Annotated in this window: 17 protein-coding genes; 12 read left to right on the forward strand and 5 right to left on the reverse strand. The window is 70.0% G+C overall.

Going from position 1 to position 15,080, the window contains the following annotated elements; translation table 11 throughout:
• The first annotated feature begins 4 nt into the window (after positions 1-4).
• The 5 genes from AC1RL8_RS21385 to AC1RL8_RS21405 all read left to right on the forward strand — a co-directional run bounded on the left by AC1RL8_RS21385 (position 5) and on the right by AC1RL8_RS21405 (position 3,830).
• Complete coding sequence (locus tag AC1RL8_RS21385; RefSeq protein WP_492686273.1) at positions 5-904, forward strand: ABC transporter ATP-binding protein; 900 nt, start codon at positions 5-7, stop codon at positions 902-904.
• Positions 901-1,770: an ABC transporter permease gene (locus tag AC1RL8_RS21390; RefSeq protein ID WP_492686272.1), complete on the forward strand. Its 870-nt coding sequence runs from the start codon at positions 901-903 to the stop codon at positions 1,768-1,770. The genes AC1RL8_RS21385 and AC1RL8_RS21390 overlap by 4 nt, the downstream gene beginning before the upstream one ends.
• 100 nt (positions 1,771-1,870) lie before the next feature.
• Positions 1,871-2,647: a histidinol-phosphatase gene (gene hisN / locus AC1RL8_RS21395; protein ID WP_492686271.1), complete on the forward strand. Its 777-nt coding sequence runs from the start codon at positions 1,871-1,873 to the stop codon at positions 2,645-2,647.
• A 10-nt stretch (positions 2,648-2,657) separates the two neighbouring features.
• Positions 2,658-2,852, forward strand: coding sequence for a DUF2905 domain-containing protein (locus tag AC1RL8_RS21400; protein ID WP_056575522.1), 195 nt, complete (start codon positions 2,658-2,660; stop codon positions 2,850-2,852).
• Between the two features lie 51 nt (positions 2,853-2,903).
• The gene (locus tag AC1RL8_RS21405) at positions 2,904-3,830 is read left to right on the forward strand and encodes an ROK family protein (protein WP_070060077.1); all 927 of its coding nucleotides are present in this window, start codon (positions 2,904-2,906) and stop codon (positions 3,828-3,830) included.
• On the opposite strand, the gene AC1RL8_RS21410 is transcribed toward AC1RL8_RS21405, so the two are convergent.
• Complete coding sequence (locus AC1RL8_RS21410) at positions 3,803-5,317, reverse strand: aminotransferase-like domain-containing protein (protein ID WP_159273906.1); 1,515 nt, start codon at positions 5,315-5,317, stop codon at positions 3,803-3,805. The two genes, AC1RL8_RS21405 and AC1RL8_RS21410, sit on opposite strands and share 28 nt — an antisense overlap.
• A gap of 172 nt (positions 5,318-5,489) precedes the next feature.
• Between AC1RL8_RS21410 and AC1RL8_RS21415 the strand changes: the two genes are divergently transcribed.
• Positions 5,490-5,825, forward strand: coding sequence for a hypothetical protein (locus tag AC1RL8_RS21415; RefSeq protein ID WP_492686270.1), 336 nt, complete (start codon positions 5,490-5,492; stop codon positions 5,823-5,825).
• A 46-nt stretch (positions 5,826-5,871) separates the two neighbouring features.
• Here AC1RL8_RS21415 and glmU read toward each other — a convergent pair whose 3' ends face one another.
• A complete protein-coding gene (gene glmU, locus AC1RL8_RS21420) occupies positions 5,872-7,302 on the reverse strand; it encodes a bifunctional UDP-N-acetylglucosamine diphosphorylase/glucosamine-1-phosphate N-acetyltransferase GlmU (protein ID WP_492686269.1) in 1,431 nt (476 codons plus the stop codon).
• Here glmU and AC1RL8_RS21425 point away from each other — a divergent pair.
• Positions 7,301-8,200, forward strand: a complete 900-nt coding sequence (locus AC1RL8_RS21425; RefSeq protein WP_493196602.1) for a DUF6279 family lipoprotein — start codon at positions 7,301-7,303, stop codon at positions 8,198-8,200. The two genes, glmU and AC1RL8_RS21425, sit on opposite strands and share 2 nt — an antisense overlap.
• A gap of 10 nt (positions 8,201-8,210) precedes the next feature.
• Here AC1RL8_RS21425 and AC1RL8_RS21430 read toward each other — a convergent pair whose 3' ends face one another.
• Complete coding sequence (locus AC1RL8_RS21430) at positions 8,211-8,981, reverse strand: Crp/Fnr family transcriptional regulator (RefSeq protein WP_174254419.1); 771 nt, start codon at positions 8,979-8,981, stop codon at positions 8,211-8,213.
• 93 nt (positions 8,982-9,074) lie between these two features.
• Here AC1RL8_RS21430 and AC1RL8_RS21435 point away from each other — a divergent pair, with 93 nt between their 5' ends.
• Positions 9,075-9,491, forward strand: a complete 417-nt coding sequence (locus AC1RL8_RS21435) for a BLUF domain-containing protein (RefSeq protein WP_095743647.1) — start codon at positions 9,075-9,077, stop codon at positions 9,489-9,491.
• Between the two features lie 93 nt (positions 9,492-9,584).
• Here the strand turns inward: AC1RL8_RS21435 and AC1RL8_RS21440 are convergent, their stop codons facing one another.
• The gene (locus AC1RL8_RS21440) at positions 9,585-9,902 is read right to left on the reverse strand and encodes a DUF2917 domain-containing protein (protein WP_062477930.1); all 318 of its coding nucleotides are present in this window, start codon (positions 9,900-9,902) and stop codon (positions 9,585-9,587) included.
• 175 nt (positions 9,903-10,077) lie between these two features.
• On the opposite strand from AC1RL8_RS21440, the gene AC1RL8_RS21445 reads away from it, so the two are divergent.
• Entirely contained in the window at positions 10,078-11,061 is a 984-nt protein-coding gene (locus AC1RL8_RS21445; RefSeq protein WP_062477933.1) for a LysR substrate-binding domain-containing protein, read from the forward strand.
• A gap of 6 nt (positions 11,062-11,067) precedes the next feature.
• Here the strand turns inward: AC1RL8_RS21445 and AC1RL8_RS21450 are convergent, their stop codons facing one another.
• The gene (locus AC1RL8_RS21450; protein WP_095743648.1) at positions 11,068-11,685 is read right to left on the reverse strand and encodes a 5-formyltetrahydrofolate cyclo-ligase; all 618 of its coding nucleotides are present in this window, start codon (positions 11,683-11,685) and stop codon (positions 11,068-11,070) included.
• Positions 11,686-11,694: 9 nt separating this feature from the next.
• Here AC1RL8_RS21450 and AC1RL8_RS21455 point away from each other — a divergent pair, with 9 nt between their 5' ends.
• The 3 genes from AC1RL8_RS21455 (at position 11,695) to AC1RL8_RS21465 (ending at position 15,080) form a co-directional block, all read left to right on the forward strand.
• Positions 11,695-13,725 (forward strand): lytic transglycosylase domain-containing protein, encoded by a 2,031-nt coding sequence (locus AC1RL8_RS21455; protein WP_070060072.1) that lies wholly within the window; start codon positions 11,695-11,697, stop codon positions 13,723-13,725.
• Between the two features lies 1 nt (position 13,726).
• The gene (locus AC1RL8_RS21460) at positions 13,727-14,284 is read left to right on the forward strand and encodes an MgtC/SapB family protein (protein ID WP_492686267.1); all 558 of its coding nucleotides are present in this window, start codon (positions 13,727-13,729) and stop codon (positions 14,282-14,284) included.
• Positions 14,285-14,393: 109 nt separating this feature from the next.
• Positions 14,394-15,080 (forward strand): glutathione S-transferase family protein, encoded by a 687-nt coding sequence (locus tag AC1RL8_RS21465; protein ID WP_095743651.1) that lies wholly within the window; start codon positions 14,394-14,396, stop codon positions 15,078-15,080.

Raw genomic sequence — 15,080 nt, forward strand, 5'->3', positions numbered from 1 at the left:
CGCGATGCTGTCCCGGCTCGAGCGCCTGGCAGGGCCGCCCGCCGCGGCCTTCCTTGGCGGCACGGCGGCACCGCAGCGGCCGGCCCGACGGCGCGGCGTGGTGGCCACGGGCGACGCGGCACCGCCGTACGTGCACGAGGCGCTGCTGCAGGTCGAGGGCGTCAGCCTCGAGTACCGCACGCCCGAGCGCGTGGTGCGCGCCACGCACCGCGTGAGCTTCGACGTGCATGCCGCCGACCGCTTCGTGCTGCTCGGGCCCTCGGGTTGCGGCAAGTCCACGCTGCTCAAGGCCGTGGCCGGGTTCATCCCGCCGGTCGAGGGCGAGATCCGGCTCGAGGGCCGGCGCGTGTCGCAGCCGGGCCCCGACCGCATCGTCGTGTTCCAGGAGTTCGACCAGCTGCCGCCGTGGAAGACGGTCAAGCAGAACGTGATGTTCCCGCTGCTCGCCTCGCGCACGCTGGGGCGCAAGGAAGCGGCCGAGCGCGCGCTGCACTACCTGGACAAGGTGGGCCTTTCGAAATTCGCCGACGTGCACCCGCACCAGCTCTCGGGCGGCATGAAGCAGCGCGTGGCGATCGCGCGGGCGCTGGCGATGCAGCCGCGCGTGCTGCTGATGGACGAGCCCTTTGCCGCGCTCGACGCGCTCACGCGCCGCCGCATGCAGCAGGAGCTGCTCGAACTGTGGGACGAGGTGCGCTTCACGCTGCTGTTCGTCACGCACTCGATCGAGGAGGCGTTGGTGGTCGGTAACCGCGTGGCGCTGCTGTCGCCGCATCCGGGGCGCATGCGCGCCGAGTTGAACAGCCACGGCTACTCGCTGGACAGCCTGGGCGGTGCGGACTTCCAGGCGACGGCGCGGCGCATCCACGACATGCTGTTCGAGGAAGAACAGGGCACCCCATGAGCACCCTGACGCCACCCATCCGCCCCGAATACGAACGCACGCTCGAGCCCTTCACCGAACTGCCGGTGGAGCGCGCGCTGCCGCTGGCCACGCGCCTGGCCTCGCACACCTGGCTGCGCAAGGGCCTGATCCTTGCCGTCATCGCCGTGCTGTGGGAACTGGCGGCGCGCTGGCAGGACAACGACCTGCTGCTGCCCACCTTCACCGCCACGGCCCGTGCATTGATCGAAGGGCTGGCGAGCGGCGAGCTGGTCGAGAAGGTGCGCATCTCGCTGGCCGTGCTGCTGCAGGGCTACCTCGCGGGCGTGCTGCTGGCCTTCGGGCTCACCACGCTGGCCGTGTCCACGCGCATCGGGCGCGACCTGCTGGACACGCTGACCTCGATGTTCAACCCGCTGCCCGCGATCGCGCTGCTGCCGCTGGCGCTGCTGTGGTTCGGGCTCGGGCGCGGCAGCCTGGTGTTCGTGCTGATCCATTCGGTGCTGTGGCCGCTGGCGCTCAACACCTATGCGGGCTTTCAGGGCGTGCCCGAAACGCTGCGCATGGCGGGGCGCAACTACGGACTGACGGGGCTGCGCTACGTGCTGCAGATCCTGGTGCCGGCCGCGCTGCCGTCGATTCTTTCGGGGCTGAAGATCGGCTGGGCCTTTGCGTGGCGCACGCTGATCGCGGCCGAGTTGGTGTTCGGCGCCTCGTCGGGCAAGGGCGGGCTGGGCTGGTACATCTTCCAGAATCGCAACGAGCTGTACACCGACCGCGTGTTCGCGGGCCTCGCGATGGTGGTGCTGATCGGCCTGCTGGTGGAAAGCCTGGGCTTTCGCACGCTGGAGCGGCTCACGGTGCGGCGCTGGGGCCAGCAGCGCTAGCAACCAGTTGGAAGGAGCGGGGCGGACGAATGCCCCGGCGATGGCGAAACGGGCGCGGGCTCGGGTCTAATCGCAGCTTTTGGCACGCGTTCTCCTTCCCATGAGCTCTTCCGCCCCCGACCTTTCCGCGATCGCCGGTGCGCTGGCCGATGCCGCCGCCGCCCAGTCGATGCGCTACTTCCGCACGCCGCTGGACATCATCACCAAGGCCGACGAAAGCCCGGTCACGCTGGCCGACCGCGCCGCCGAAACGGCCATGCGCGAGATCCTCGGCGCACGCGTGCCCGCCGACGGCATCTTCGGCGAAGAGCACGGCCCCGAGCGGCTCGACGCCGACCGCATCTGGGTGCTCGACCCGATCGACGGCACGCGCAGCTTCATCACCGGCTCGCCGCTGTGGGGCACGCTCATCGGCGTGCTGCAGGGCGGTCGCGTGGTGTTCGGCATGGTCGACATGCCGGTGCTGAAAGAACGCTGGATTGGCGAGGCCGGCAAGGGCGCCACGCGCGACGGCCAGCCCGTGCGCGTGAGCGGCTGCACCGAGATCGCCAAGGCCCGCATCGTGACCACCTCGCCCGACATCTTCTCGCCGGCCGACTGGAGCGCCTTCGACCGCCTGAGCCGCCAGTGCGCGATGCGCCGTTTCGGCGGCGACTGCTACGGCTACGCCCAGCTGGCGGGCGGCACCATCGACCTTGTGGTCGAGACCGGCCTGCAGCCCTACGACTTCCTGGGCCCGGCGGGTCTGATCGAGGCCGCGGGCGGCGTCGTCACCGACTGGGAGGGCCGGCCGCTGGGGCTGAATCCCGATCAGCGCGTGATCGCTGCAGCCACACCCGAACTTCACCGACAAGCCCTGGCCGTGCTCGCGGCCTAGACTGTTCTCCATGTTCCGCTGGCTGATCGTCGTCGTCCTTGCGCTGGTGCTCATGAGCGGCCTGACCGCCTGGCTGCGCCGCTTCGGCTTCGGACGGCTGCCCGGCGATTTCGAGTTTCGCGCCTTCGGCCGCGACTGGCAGCTGCCGATCGCGAGCACGGTGGTGCTCAGCATGATCGCGGCGCTGGTGGCGCGGCTGCTCTGAGCACGGTGCGGTGACGCCTGAGAAGCACTTGAGAAAGAAGAGAACCCCGCAATGAGAGCCTGCGTAGACATCGGCGGCACCAAGGTGGCCGTGAGCCTTTCCGCTTCGAGCGACGCGCCATTGATCGGCCGCCGCAGCGAGCCCACCGCCAAGACCGGCAGCAATGACGCCGTGGCAGTGCAGATCCTGCGGCTCATCGACGAGGTCTGCGCCGAGCAGGGCGTCGATCCCGCGAGCATCGACCGTGTGGGTGTGTCGTCGACCGGGCCCTTCGAGCTGCACGACGGCATGGTCGAGCTGGCCACGCCCAACATCTGCGGCGGCATCGCCGGCCCTTCGCGCGGGCTGCCCAACGACTGGATGACAGCCATCGTCGAGGCACCGCTGGCGCGCCGCTTCGCCCGCGTGCGCGTCGAGAACGACGCCGTGGCCGCGCTCGAGGCCGAGCGCCATTGGGGCGCGCTGAAGGGGCTCGACAACTGCGCCTACGCCACCTGGAGCACCGGCGTGGGCGTGGGCCTGTGCGTCGACGGCAAGGCGCTGCGCGGCAAGAACGGCAACGCCGGCCATGCGGGCCACAGCTTCGTGGTCGACGACGACAGCGGCGCGCTGTGCGGCTGCGGCAACCTGGGCGACGTGGAAGCGCTGGCGGGTGGCAATTCGATCGCGCACCGCTTCGGCCAACCCGCGGCCGATCTGTTCACGGCCGCCGCGGCCGGTGACGCCGCGGCCCTCGAGAAGGCCGACGCGCTGTGCCGCGTGATCGGCCGCATGCTCTACAACCTGGTCATCACGCTCGACCTGCAGCGCATCAGCCTGGGCGGCAGCGTGTTCTGGCACCACCGCGACTTCGTGCTGCCGCGGCTGCAGGCGCAGGTCGACGGCAAGCTGCCGCCGCTCACGCGCGGCGTGCTGCTGGTGCCCGCCGGGCTCGGCGACAAGGTGGGCGACTACGCGGCCCTGGCGCTGCTGGACTGAGTTGCAGCGCGCGGCGATCGCACCAGCGTCGCCGGCGGGTGCTTCTGCGCCGCGCAGCCTTCTTCGACGATCCGCCCGAGCCGGCGCAGCCCCGCGTCGACCGCTTCGCTGAAGGGCCAGCCGCAGTTGATGCGCAGGTAGTGGTCGAAGCGCGAGGCGTTCGAGAACTGCGCGCCCGGCGCCACCAGCATGTGCTCGCGCAGGGCCGCCTCGAACACCGCCACCGACGACAGCCGCTCGGGCAGTTCCACCCACAGCTGGAAGCCGCCGCGCGGCAGGTTCAGCCGCGTGCCGGCCGGGAAGTAGCGGGCGATGGCGTCGGCCGTCTGGTCGCGCTGCGTGTGCAGGCGTTCGCGCAGCCGGCGCAGGTGGCGGTCGTAGCCGCCGCTGGCAATGATCTCGCCCGCGGCGATCTGCGCCAGCGCCTCGTTGTTGCGCGTCTGCGCGTACTTGAGCATCTCGACCTGCGCGTGCCAGCGCCCGGCCGTGATCCAGCCCAGCCGCAGGCCCGGCGCCAGCACCTTGTGCAGCGAGGCGCAATACACGACGTTGCCCGTGCGGTCCCAGGACTTGATGGCGCGCGGCGGCACCTCGGTCTCCACCAGGTCGCTGTAGGTGTCGTCCTCGACCAGCGCGATGCCGTGGCTTTCGCACAGCTGCACCAGCCGCTGCTTGTGGGCGTCGGGCATCACGCTGCCGATGGGGTTCTGCAGGTGCGGCACCACCACCACGGCCTTGATGTCGTCGTAGGTGTGGATGGCCAGGTCGAGCGCTTCGAGCGAGATGCCGGTCTGCGGGCTGGTCGGAATCTCCAGTCCGCGCAGGCCCAGGCTTTCGAGCACCTGCAGCAGGCCGTAGAAGGTGGGCGATTCGACCGCGACGGTGTCGCCCGGCTTGGCGATGGCGCGCAGCGCGAGGTTCAGCGCCTCGATGCAGCCGTTGGTGACCAGCACGTCGTCGGGCGCCACCGTCATGCCCACGCGCAGGTTGCGCTGGGCCACCACCTGGCGGAACTGCTCATGGCCCTTTTGCGAAGAGGCCGTGGTCAGCAGCTCGGGGCGCTGGCGCAGCGCGCGCGTCATGGCGTTGCGCAGCGCCTCGGCGGGGTAGAGCTCGGGGGCGGCGCGCGAGATCGCGAAGTTGAGCTTCACGTCGTTGAGGCGCCCGCGCGCCATGAAGTTGGCCATGCGCGTGCGCATGTTGACGAACTGCGCCGGGTCGGGCGGCAGGCCGGACACGGGTTCTTCCATCGCCGCGATGGCCAGGCGCTGCGGTCGGCGCACGAAGTAGCCCGAGCGGTCGCGTGCCTCGACCCAGCCTTCGCTTTCCATGGCGCGGCACACCTGCAGCGCGGTCGAGAGGCTGATGTCGTGCAGCCGCATCAGGCTGCGCAGCGAGGGGAGCTTGTCGCCGGCCTTGAGCGAACCGGCGTGGATCGCGTCCACGTAGTGCGCCGCGAGCTGGCGGTAGAGCGGTAGCGAGTCCATGGGTCGATGTTCCCCGCATCGGGCATCCGAAAACAGATGCAGTTGACTGGGAAAAAGACCATAACAGATGGCGTGGCGGCCCGGCTGTTCCGGTCGCAATAGCCGTCGGGTGTGCCTGTTTTTCGGGCGGCGGAATTCCTACGATGAAGCCCACATCCACCCGAGGTCCGCCATGATCACCACCCTGTCCGAAGCCCCCGATTCCATCGTCCTCGAACCCGGCCAGTCGCTGCGCACCGCCGTCGATGCGGGCGCCTGGCTGCAGCTGACCGAGGGCCGCGCCCGCGTGGTGTCGCCGCCGGGCTGGCTGGGCGAGACGGTGTTCATGACCGAGACGCTGCTCGGCGAGGGCGACGTGCACTGCGTGCCGCAGGGCGGGTGGATCGAGGTGTCGGCGGTGACGGCGGTGCACCTGCGGGTGCATGCGCCCCAGCGCGCGGCCCGGGCCACGGCGCCGGTGGCGGCGCGGCCGGTGATGCGTTTCGTGCGTTTGCTGACGGGCTGGTGAGGTCCGGGGCAGGGCGCCTGCCCCGAATCAGAGCCCGAAGCCGCCGTCAGTTCTTCGGCAACTTCTGCGGCCGCTTCCAGTTCGCGAAGCTGACCTGCTTGCCGCGTGCCACGGTCAGCGCGCCGGGCTCGGTCGACTTGTTCACCGTCGAGCCGCCGCCGATGGTGCCGCCCGCGCCGATGGTCACGGGCGCCACGAGCACGCAGTTGCTGCCCACGTGCACGTCGGCCTCGATCACGGTGCGGTGCTTGTTGGCGCCGTCGTAGTTGGCCGTGATGCTGCCCGCGCCGTAGTTCACGCGCTCGCCCACCGTGGCGTCGCCCAGGTAAGCCAGGTGGTTGGCCTTGGCGCCCGCCGCCAGCGTGGAGTTCTTGACCTCGACGAAGTTGCCGATGTGCACCTCGGCGCCCAGCTGGGCACCGGGCCGCAGCCGCGCAAACGGCCCGACCAGCGCGCCCGCGCCCACGGTCACGCCGGCCTTCTCGCCGTCGATATGGGTGAAGGGGTGGATCACCGCGCCCGCCTCGATGCGCACGTTGGCAACGACGCAGTTGGCGCCGATGCGCACGCCTTCGCCCAGCGACACCGTGCCTTCGAACACGCAGTTGACGTCGATGTCCACGTCGGCGCCGCAGCTCAGCGTGCCGCGCAGGTCGAAGCGCGCCGGATCGGCCAGGCGCACGCCCTGTTCCATCAGCGCGTTGGCCTGGCGCAGCTGCCAGGCGCGTTCCAGCGCCGCGAGCTGGGCCGGGCTGTTGATGCCGGCCACCTGCAGCGCGTCGGTCGTGACATGCGCCACCACCGGCACGCGGTCGTCGGCCGCGAACTTCACGATGTCGGTCAGGTAGTACTCGCCCTGGGCGTTCTTGTTGTCCAGGCGCGCCAGCCAGCCCTTGAGCAGCCGCGCGGGCGCGGCCATCACGCCGCTGTTGATCTCGCGCACGGCGCGCTGCGCCTCGGTGGCGTCCTTGTGCTCGACGATGGCCGTCACCTCGCCCCCGGCATGGGTGCGGATGATGCGGCCATAGCCCGTGGGGTCGTCGAGTTCGATGGTCAGCAGCGCGAGCCGTTCGCCGCCGCTGGCGGCGATGAGGGTGCGCAGCGTGTCCTCGGCGATGAGCGGCACGTCGCCCGACAGGATCACCACGGTGCCATCGTCCGGCAGCTGCGGCGTGGCCTGCTGCACGGCATGGCCGGTGCCCAGCTGGGGCTCCTGGCGCGCGAAACCGAGGGCGGCGGCGTTCACGGCCGTGGCCTTGATCGCGGCTTCGACCTGCTCGGCGCCGTGGCCCGTCACGACCACGACATGGCGCGCGCCGATGCGCGCGGCGGTGTCGGTCACGTGGGCCAGCAAGGCGCGGCCGGCCAAACGATGCAACACTTTGGGCAGCTTGCTCTTCATGCGCGTGCCCTTGCCGGCCGCCATGATGACGACGTCGACCGGTCCCTGGTTGCTCTGCTGCGGAGTCTGATTCATGCGCTTTTCTTCCCGGATTCGTTGTGCTGGACTGGGCCGAATTATCGGTGTGCTGCTGCTGGCCGCTGCCCTGGGGGCTTGCAGCGCGGTCAAGCTCGCCTACAACAACCTGCCCGAGCTGAGCTACTGGTGGCTCGACGGCTACTTCGACTTCGACGGCGCCCAGACCCCCAAGGTGCGCGACGAACTCGCCCAGCTGCTGGCCTGGCACCGCCAGAACGAGCTGCCGCGCATCATCGGCCTGCTGCAGGAGGCCCAGGGCCTGGCGAGCGCCGAGGTGACGCCGGCCCAGGCCTGCCAGCTGGCCGACCGCGTCCGCGAGCGCCTGCTCGCCGTCACCGAGCGCGCCGAGGCCGCCAGCGCCGAACTCGCGCTGAGCCTGAGCGACGCGCAGCTGCAGCAGCTCGAACGCAAGTACGCGAAGAACAACACCGACTACCGCAAGGACTGGCTCGACCGCAGCCCCGCGCAGGTGCAGGAAAAACGCTACGACCAGTTCCTCGAGCGCCAGGAAGACTTCTACGGCCGCCTCACGACCGAGCAGCGCGCGCTGCTGCGCCAGCAGGTGGCGCAGTCGGTGTTCAGCCCGAAGCTGGCGTACGAGGAGCGGCGCCAGCGCCAGCAGGAGGCGCTGGTGCTGCTGCGCGGCTTCCTGGGCGGCAACGGCGGCCCGCGCGCCTCGCCGGCCGAGGCCCGCGCCGCGCTGCATGCCTACATCCAGCGCATCGCCGATCCGCCGCCCGGCCCGTGGCGCGACCAGCAGCAGGCGCTGCTGCAGGAAGGCTGCCGCAACCTGGCGGCGCTGCACAACACCACCAGCGCCACGCAGCGCGAGCAGGCGGTGCGGCGGCTGCAGGCCTACCAGGGCGACCTGCGGCAGCTGGTGGCGGCGCGCTGAGGCGGCGGCTTCAGATCATCGGCACCGGCCGCAAGGGGCGCTCGAAGTAGTCGCCCAGCGTTTCGAGCGCATGCGGCTCCAGGATGCGCAGCCAGCCGCCGTCGAGCTTGTACAGGCCCAGGCGCTGCAGCCGCCGCATCGTCTTGTTGGTGTGCACCAGCGACAGCCCCAGCGCGTCGGCAATGTGCTGCTGGTTGAACGGAAACTCCACCCAGCCGTCGCGCACCATGCCCACGCGCTGGGCGCGGCGGTACAGGTGCATGAGCAGCATGGCCACGCGCTCGCCCGCGTTGCGGCGCCCGGCGGTGACGAGGTGGTCGTCCACCAGCTTTTCCTCGCGCGCCGCCAGCCAGGTGATGTCGTAGCCGAGCCGGGGCTGGGTCTGGAACAGCGCCCACAGCCGCTCGCGGGCGAAGGCGCACAGCGTGGCGTCGGTCACGGCCTCGACGCCGTGGGTCTGGCCGTCGGCAAACTCGTCCTGCAGGCCGATGAAGTCGCCGGGCAGCAGGAAACCCAGGATCTGCCGCCGGCCGTCGCTCAGGGTCTTGTAGCGGAAGGCCCAGCCCGCGTAGAGCGTGAACAGCTGCGGGCTGGCGCGGTGCTCGTCGACGATGGTGCCGCCCGCCTCGACGCGCCGGGTGCCGGTGCGAAAGGACTGGATCGCCTCCAGCTGCTGCGCCGTCACCGGCAGGAAGGCCTCCAGGCGCCGCAGCGCGCAGTGTTCGCAGGGGTTCGCACCCTGCGGCGGGGAGGCGGCAACGGGGTAGTCCTCGAACTTCACGCCGCACTATAGGCTGGCGGGGCTATGTCTTTTGACATTTCGAGGTGCAGGATGGCCCCCTAGACTCGAAACGATGTCCCCTTTTTGCACCGCATGACACAAGAACAAGCCTCTGCAGAATCCCTGTACGAATTCCTCTATTGCAGCCTGCTCGCCCCCGACCTGCCGCCCGCCACCGTGGGCGCGATCGTCACCCAGGCCCGCGCGCGCAATGCCGAGGACGGCATCTCCGGCCTGCTGGTGTTCGACGGCCAGTGTTTCTGCCAGCATTTCGAGGGGCCGCGCGAGGCGGTGCAGGCGCTGATGGCGCGGCTGCAGCGCGATCCGCGCCACGTGGCGCTCGTGGTGGTCCACGACGGCCCGCTGGCCGCCCGGCGCTACAGCGGGTTTGCGATGGGCCTGGCCGAATGCGAAGGCCCGGACCCGGTCTCGGGCCTGCGGGCCCTGCGCGGCGAGGCGGCGCTGGCGCACTTCCTGGCGCTGCGCGCCAGCTTCGACATCAGCACCTGACCGGCTGACTGACGGAAAACTGAAAACGACGGGCAAAGAAAAAGGCGGCCGAAGCCGCCTTTGTTCAGAAGAGCCGGGAGTGCAGGCGGTCGGTCAGACCGGGTCCCACACGTAGGTGGCACCGTAGCCATCCCAGGCTTCCATGACGATGCGCTGGCCGGCGGCCACGGTGAGCGACTCGCCCGGGGCCAGCACGATGTCTTCGCTGGGGCCATGGGCGGTGGCGTCGGGCGTGACCCACACGCGACCCTGCTTGACGCGCAGCACGCTCGCCGACCGCGCCTTCAGGCTCATCGCCTCGCCGGGCGCAATCTGCCAGGCGCCACGGCGCACGGCCGGCGGAATGGCTGCGGTGCGGGTGGAACGGGACAGGGAAGCGAGCGATTCGTTGGTGCAGACGGCGGTGGACATGATGAGGACTCCTTGGCTGATCCGAAGCGCCTTTGACAGACAGAGAGGTTGGCGCAGTTCGGGAATGAATGATCGTTTTTGCGGCCTTGGAGGTCCAATGAAAACGAGGTAGCCTACTGATGCGATTCCCGCATCAATCAACTGGGCGCCGGGAACGCACACCAAAGTCATACCCATGCAACATTCGCAAACCCACCTGCGCTCCCGCCCGATCTCCGCGGGGCACCTGCGGGCCTTCGAGGCGGTCGCGCGGCACCTCAATTTCCGCGCCGCGGCCGAGGAAATGGCGCTCACCCAGTCGGCCGTGAGCCGGCAGATCCAGTCGCTCGAAGAGGAAGTGGGCGTGTCGCTGTTCCTGCGCCACACGCGGGCGGTCGAGCTGACCAGCGCCGGGGCGCAGCTGCTGCTGTCGGTGCAGCAGGCGCTGCCGCGCATCGACATGGCGGTGCGGCAGATCCGCCAGAGCGCGGGGCGCAAGAGCGTGGCGCTCACCACGTTTGCCTCGTTCGCGTCGATGTGGCTGATCCCGCGGCTGGAGGCCTTCCAGCGCGACAACCCCGAGATCGACATCCGCATCGACGCCAGCGACATCGCGGTCGACCTCGACGTGGCCGACGTGGACATCGCGCTGCGCTACGGCCCGCCCGAAGGCATGCCGCCCGGCGCCGTGCGGCTGTTCGGCGAAACACTGACGCCGGTGGCGAGCCCGTGGCTCATCAAGAGCAACCCGCCGATCAAGACGCCGGCCGACATCGCCCGCTTCACGCTGATCGAGGCGGGCGACGCGCACCGCACGCACCTCGAGTGGCTCACGTGGCGGCGCTGGTTCGAGGTCAATGGGCTGGAGCGCGCGCAGCCCAAGCGCTGGCTCTATTTCAACTATGCCTACCAGATGGTGCAGGCCGCGCTCACGGGCCAGGGCCTGGTGCTGGCGCGCAGTTCGCTCATTGCCGAAAGCCTGGCCAACGGCGACCTGATCGAGGTGCTGCCGCAGCACCGGCTGGATTCACCGATGGCCTACTGGCTCATCTCGGGGCCGCGCAACGCGCTGCGGCCCGAGATCAAGGCGTTTTCCGACTGGCTGGAGGCGCAGGCCGTGACCACGCGCCAGACCATCGGCGAGGTGCCCGACCCCGACACCGTCGACAACCTCGACTGAGCCGGCTCAGGAGGTCGGCCAGACCACGCCGTTGTCGTTCAGGATGGCATCGAGCGGCAGGTCGTGCGCTTCGGGCTCGAAGTCTTCCAGGAAGCCGTTCGTGAAGCCCAGCCCCACGGTGAACGGCCGGGGCTCGAGCGCCGCCAGTGTGCGGTCGTAGAAGCCGCCGCCGTAGCCCAGCCGGTAGCCGCCCGCGCTGTAGCCCACGCAGGGCACGAACAGCAGGGTCGGCACGATCAGCTCGGTGTCCTTGGGCTTGGGAATGCCATAGGCGTCTTCTTCCATCTGGCAGCCCGGGTACCAGGCATGGAAGGTGAGCGTCTTGTGAACTTTGTCGATCACCGGCAGTCCGATGCGGCGGCGCTGCGTTTCCTCCATGAGTTCGCCGTCTTCCTTCCAGCGATGCAGTGCGGGCAGCGGGTCGAACTCGCCCTTGATCGGCCAGTAGGCGCCGATCACGGTGTCGGGCCGGCCGACCAGCCAGATCCGCATCACCCGCTGCAACAGGTCGGCCCGCGCGAGGCGGTCGGGCAGCGCCAGCCGCTGCTCGATGAGTGCCTTTCGCAGTTGACCCTTCAGAAAACTCGCCGTGGCCGAGGTGTCGGCATCCTTTGACTTGTCCATAATCCCCCGATGCAGTTCCCAAGCATTTTGGCATCCGCGCGCGCTCGTCAGCGTCGCGGCGCGCCCGCCCTGGTTTTTTCCGCCGTTCTCGCACTCGCCGCGCTGCTGTCGCAACAGCCCGCCGCCGCGCAGAACAACACCAACGACGACGTGCTGGTCCAGATGAAGCAGGCCTTCCAGCGCGGCGACAAGGCCCGTCTCACGGCCCTGCTGCCGCAGGCCCGCGGCCACGCGCTCGAACCCTGGGCCGCCTACTGGGAGCTCAAGGCCCGCCTGCAGGAGGCCGCGCCCAACGAGGTGCAGGACTTCTACGCGCGCTACCCCAACACCTACCAGGAAGACCGCCTGCGCAACGACTGGCTGCTGCTGCTCGGGCAGCGCCGCGACTGGGACGGCTTCGCCGCCAACATCGCCGGCTTCCGCATGGGCGACGACGCCCAGGTGCGCTGCTACGCGGTGCTGGTCGACACACTGCGCACCGGCACGGCCACGCAGGCGCAGGCCGACGAGGTGCGCCGCAACTGGTTCGCGCAGAAGGACAGCGACGACGGTTGCCTCACCGCCGCCGACCGCATGGTCGCGGCCCGCCTGATGACGACCAACGACGCCTGGAAGAAGGCGCGCCTGGCCATCGAGGCCAACCGGCCTGCGGCCGCGCGCGGCGCGGTCACCATCGCCGCACCCGACGCGCTGCCGCTGTTCGAAGAGGTCAACGCCAGCGCCGCCAAGTTCCTCACCGGCCGCGCCTTCGTGGCCGCCAAGTCGCGCAAGGAACTGGTGGTGCTCGCGCTCATCAAGATCGCGGTCGCCGACCCCGACCAGGGCGCCGCGCAGCTCGACGGCAAGTGGGGCCCGATGCTCTCCGCCGAAGAGCGCAACTGGGTCTGGGGCACCATCGGCCGCGCGGCCGCGAACAAGCTCTCGCCGATGGCCGTGAGCTATTTCGGCAACGTCACGAAGAACAGCGACCTGTCCGACGACATGCTCGGCTGGCGCGTGCGCGCCGCCCTGCGCGCCAGCCAGTGGAAAGACGTCGCGCCCGCCATCAACGCCATGAGCGACGCCGCCCAGCAAGACCCGACCTGGGTCTACTGGAAGGCCCGCGCGCTCAGCAGCGCCGGCGGCGACGAGCGCCGCGCCCAGGCCCGCGAGCTGTACACCAGCATCGCCGGCACGCGCGGCTTCTATGAAATGCTGGCGCTCGAAGAACTGGGCCAGCGCGTCGTGGCCGCCACGCGGCCCGCGCCGCTCACGCCCGAGGAAAAGAACGCTGCGCGCACCAACCCGGGCCTGCAGCGCGGCTTGCAGGCCATCGGCATGGGCCTGCGCTCCGAAGGCACGCGCGAGTGGAACTACGCCACCAACCTGCACGACAAGGGCGGCATGGACGACCGCGCCCTGCTGGCCGCCGCCGACCTGGCCTGCCAGCGCGAGGTGTGGGACCGCTGCATCAACACCAGCGAGCGCACCAAGGGCGTGATCGACGTCGAGCAGCGCTTCCCCATGCCCTTCCACGACACGGTGCTGCGCAAGAGCCAGGACATCGGGCTGGACCCGGCCTACGTCTACGGCCTGATCCGCCAGGAAAGCCGCTTCATCATGGACGCGCGTTCGGGCGTCGGCGCCTCGGGCCTGATGCAGGTCATGCCCGCCACGGCGCGCTGGACCGCCCGCAAGATCGGCCTGACCGACTTCACGCCCGGCCAGATCAACGACCGCGAGACCAACATCACCATCGGCACCAACTACCTGAAGCTCGCACTCGACGACTTCGACGGTTCGATGGCGCTGGCCGCCGCGGCCTACAACGCCGGCCCGGGCCGGCCGCGCAACTGGCGCAACGGGCCGGTGATCGACGCGGCCATCTGGGCCGAGAACGTGCCCTTCAACGAGACGCGCGACTACGTGAAGAAGGTGCTGGCCAACACCACCAACTACGCCGCCATCATCAGCGGCAAGCCGCAGTCGCTGAAGGAGCGCCTGGGCCGCGTGGGCCCGCGCAACGCCAACGAGCCCGAGCCCAACAAGGACCTGCCCTGACATGAGCTGGCGCGACGAGGTGCTCGACACCGTCGCGTCCGAATTCTCGGACGTGGGGGATGTCGCGCAGCTCACGCGCATCTCGGTGCGGCTGCTGCTGGCAGCCGTGCTGGGTTTCCTGCTCGGCTTCGAGCGCGAGCAGCAGGGCAAGGCGGCCGGCGTGCGCACGCACATGCTGGTGGCCATCGGCTCGGCGCTCTTCGTGCTGATCCCGCAGCAGACCGGCATCGTGCCGGCCGACATGAGCCGCGTGATCCAGGGGCTGGTGGCCGGCGTGGGCTTCCTGTGCGCCGGCACCATCCTCAAGCAGGGCCGCGACGAATCCCACGTGCAGGGCCTCACCACCGCCGCGGGGCTGTGGATGACCGCCGCCATCGGCATGGCCTGCGGGCTCGGCCGCGAGGTCACGGCCGTGTTCAGCGCGCTGCTGGCGCTCGCGGTGCTGTCGCTGGTGCCGCGCCTCGTGAGCCTGATCGAGCGCGTCGTGAAGCCATCCGCAGACGCCTCCGGCCCGCGCGTGATCGTCCCGCCCGAATCCCGCCAGGGCGACGAGCGCTGAAGCGGCCCGCATCAATTCGCGCCGCCTTCGTCATCAATCGCAGCCCGCCGCCCGGCTAGCATCGACGGCTTTGCCCCGCATTCCCGCACTGACCCGGAGACCCAGATAGATGTCCAAGCTCTACATCGGCAACAAGAATTACTCGTCGTGGTCCATGCGCCCCTGGGTGCTCATGACCCAAGCCGGCATTCCCTTCGAAGAGGTGATGGTGCGCTTCGACTCGTTCGACGCCACCTCGCAGTTCAAGCACGTGATCGGCGCCATCAACCCGGTGGCCAAGGTGCCGGTGCTGGTCGACGGCGACCTGGCCGTGTGGGACACGCTGGCCATTGCCGAGTACCTGGCCGAGCGCTTTCCCGAGAAGCAGCTGTGGCCCCAGGGCGTGGCCGAGCGGGCCCGCGCGCGCAGCATCTGCGCCGAGATGCACTCGGGCTTCACCAACCTGCGCGGCAACTGCCCGATGAACATCGAGGCCTCGCTGCCCGAGGTGGGCGCGCGGCTTCTGGCCGAGCAGCCCGGCGTGCAGGAAGACCTCGACCGCATCGTGCAGATGTGGACCGAGCTGCTCGACCGCCACGGCGGCCCGATGCTGTTCGGCGCCTTCACCATCGCCGACGCCTTCTTCGCGCCGGTGGGCATGCGCATCCGCGGCTACGGCCTGCCGGTGCCGCCGGCCATCGACGCGTACATCGCGCGCGTGGCGGCCCTGCCGGGCGTCGCCGCGTGGATCGCGGGCGCCCTGGCCGAGAAGACCTTCGTGGCTTTCGACGAGCCCTATCGCACTTCACGCGACTGA

Source organism: Variovorax sp. GW822-FHT04E09 (assembly GCF_058800845.1).

Excerpts from the sequence above, each read along its gene's own strand:
- AC1RL8_RS21425 (WP_493196602.1), top strand. The coding sequence starts at position 7,301 with ATGCGCTTTTCTTCCCGGATTCGTTGTGCTGGACTGGGCCGAATTATC.
- AC1RL8_RS21400 (WP_056575522.1), top strand. The coding sequence starts at position 2,658 with ATGTTCCGCTGGCTGATCGTCGTCGTCCTTGCGCTGGTGCTCATGAGC.
- AC1RL8_RS21385 (WP_492686273.1), top strand. The coding sequence starts at position 5 with ATGCTGTCCCGGCTCGAGCGCCTGGCAGGGCCGCCCGCCGCGGCCTTC.
- AC1RL8_RS21455 (WP_070060072.1), top strand. The coding sequence starts at position 11,695 with ATGCAGTTCCCAAGCATTTTGGCATCCGCGCGCGCTCGTCAGCGTCGC.
- hisN (WP_492686271.1), top strand. The coding sequence starts at position 1,871 with ATGAGCTCTTCCGCCCCCGACCTTTCCGCGATCGCCGGTGCGCTGGCC.
- AC1RL8_RS21460 (WP_492686267.1), top strand. The coding sequence starts at position 13,727 with ATGAGCTGGCGCGACGAGGTGCTCGACACCGTCGCGTCCGAATTCTCG.
- glmU (WP_492686269.1), bottom strand. The coding sequence starts at position 7,302 with ATGAATCAGACTCCGCAGCAGAGCAACCAGGGACCGGTCGACGTCGTC.
- AC1RL8_RS21465 (WP_095743651.1), top strand. The coding sequence starts at position 14,394 with ATGTCCAAGCTCTACATCGGCAACAAGAATTACTCGTCGTGGTCCATG.
- AC1RL8_RS21415 (WP_492686270.1), top strand. The coding sequence starts at position 5,490 with ATGATCACCACCCTGTCCGAAGCCCCCGATTCCATCGTCCTCGAACCC.
- AC1RL8_RS21450 (WP_095743648.1), bottom strand. The coding sequence starts at position 11,685 with ATGGACAAGTCAAAGGATGCCGACACCTCGGCCACGGCGAGTTTTCTG.
- AC1RL8_RS21405 (WP_070060077.1), top strand. The coding sequence starts at position 2,904 with ATGAGAGCCTGCGTAGACATCGGCGGCACCAAGGTGGCCGTGAGCCTT.
- AC1RL8_RS21410 (WP_159273906.1), bottom strand. The coding sequence starts at position 5,317 with ATGGACTCGCTACCGCTCTACCGCCAGCTCGCGGCGCACTACGTGGAC.
- AC1RL8_RS21435 (WP_095743647.1), top strand. The coding sequence starts at position 9,075 with ATGACACAAGAACAAGCCTCTGCAGAATCCCTGTACGAATTCCTCTAT.
- AC1RL8_RS21390 (WP_492686272.1), top strand. The coding sequence starts at position 901 with ATGAGCACCCTGACGCCACCCATCCGCCCCGAATACGAACGCACGCTC.
- AC1RL8_RS21440 (WP_062477930.1), bottom strand. The coding sequence starts at position 9,902 with ATGTCCACCGCCGTCTGCACCAACGAATCGCTCGCTTCCCTGTCCCGT.
- AC1RL8_RS21445 (WP_062477933.1), top strand. The coding sequence starts at position 10,078 with ATGCAACATTCGCAAACCCACCTGCGCTCCCGCCCGATCTCCGCGGGG.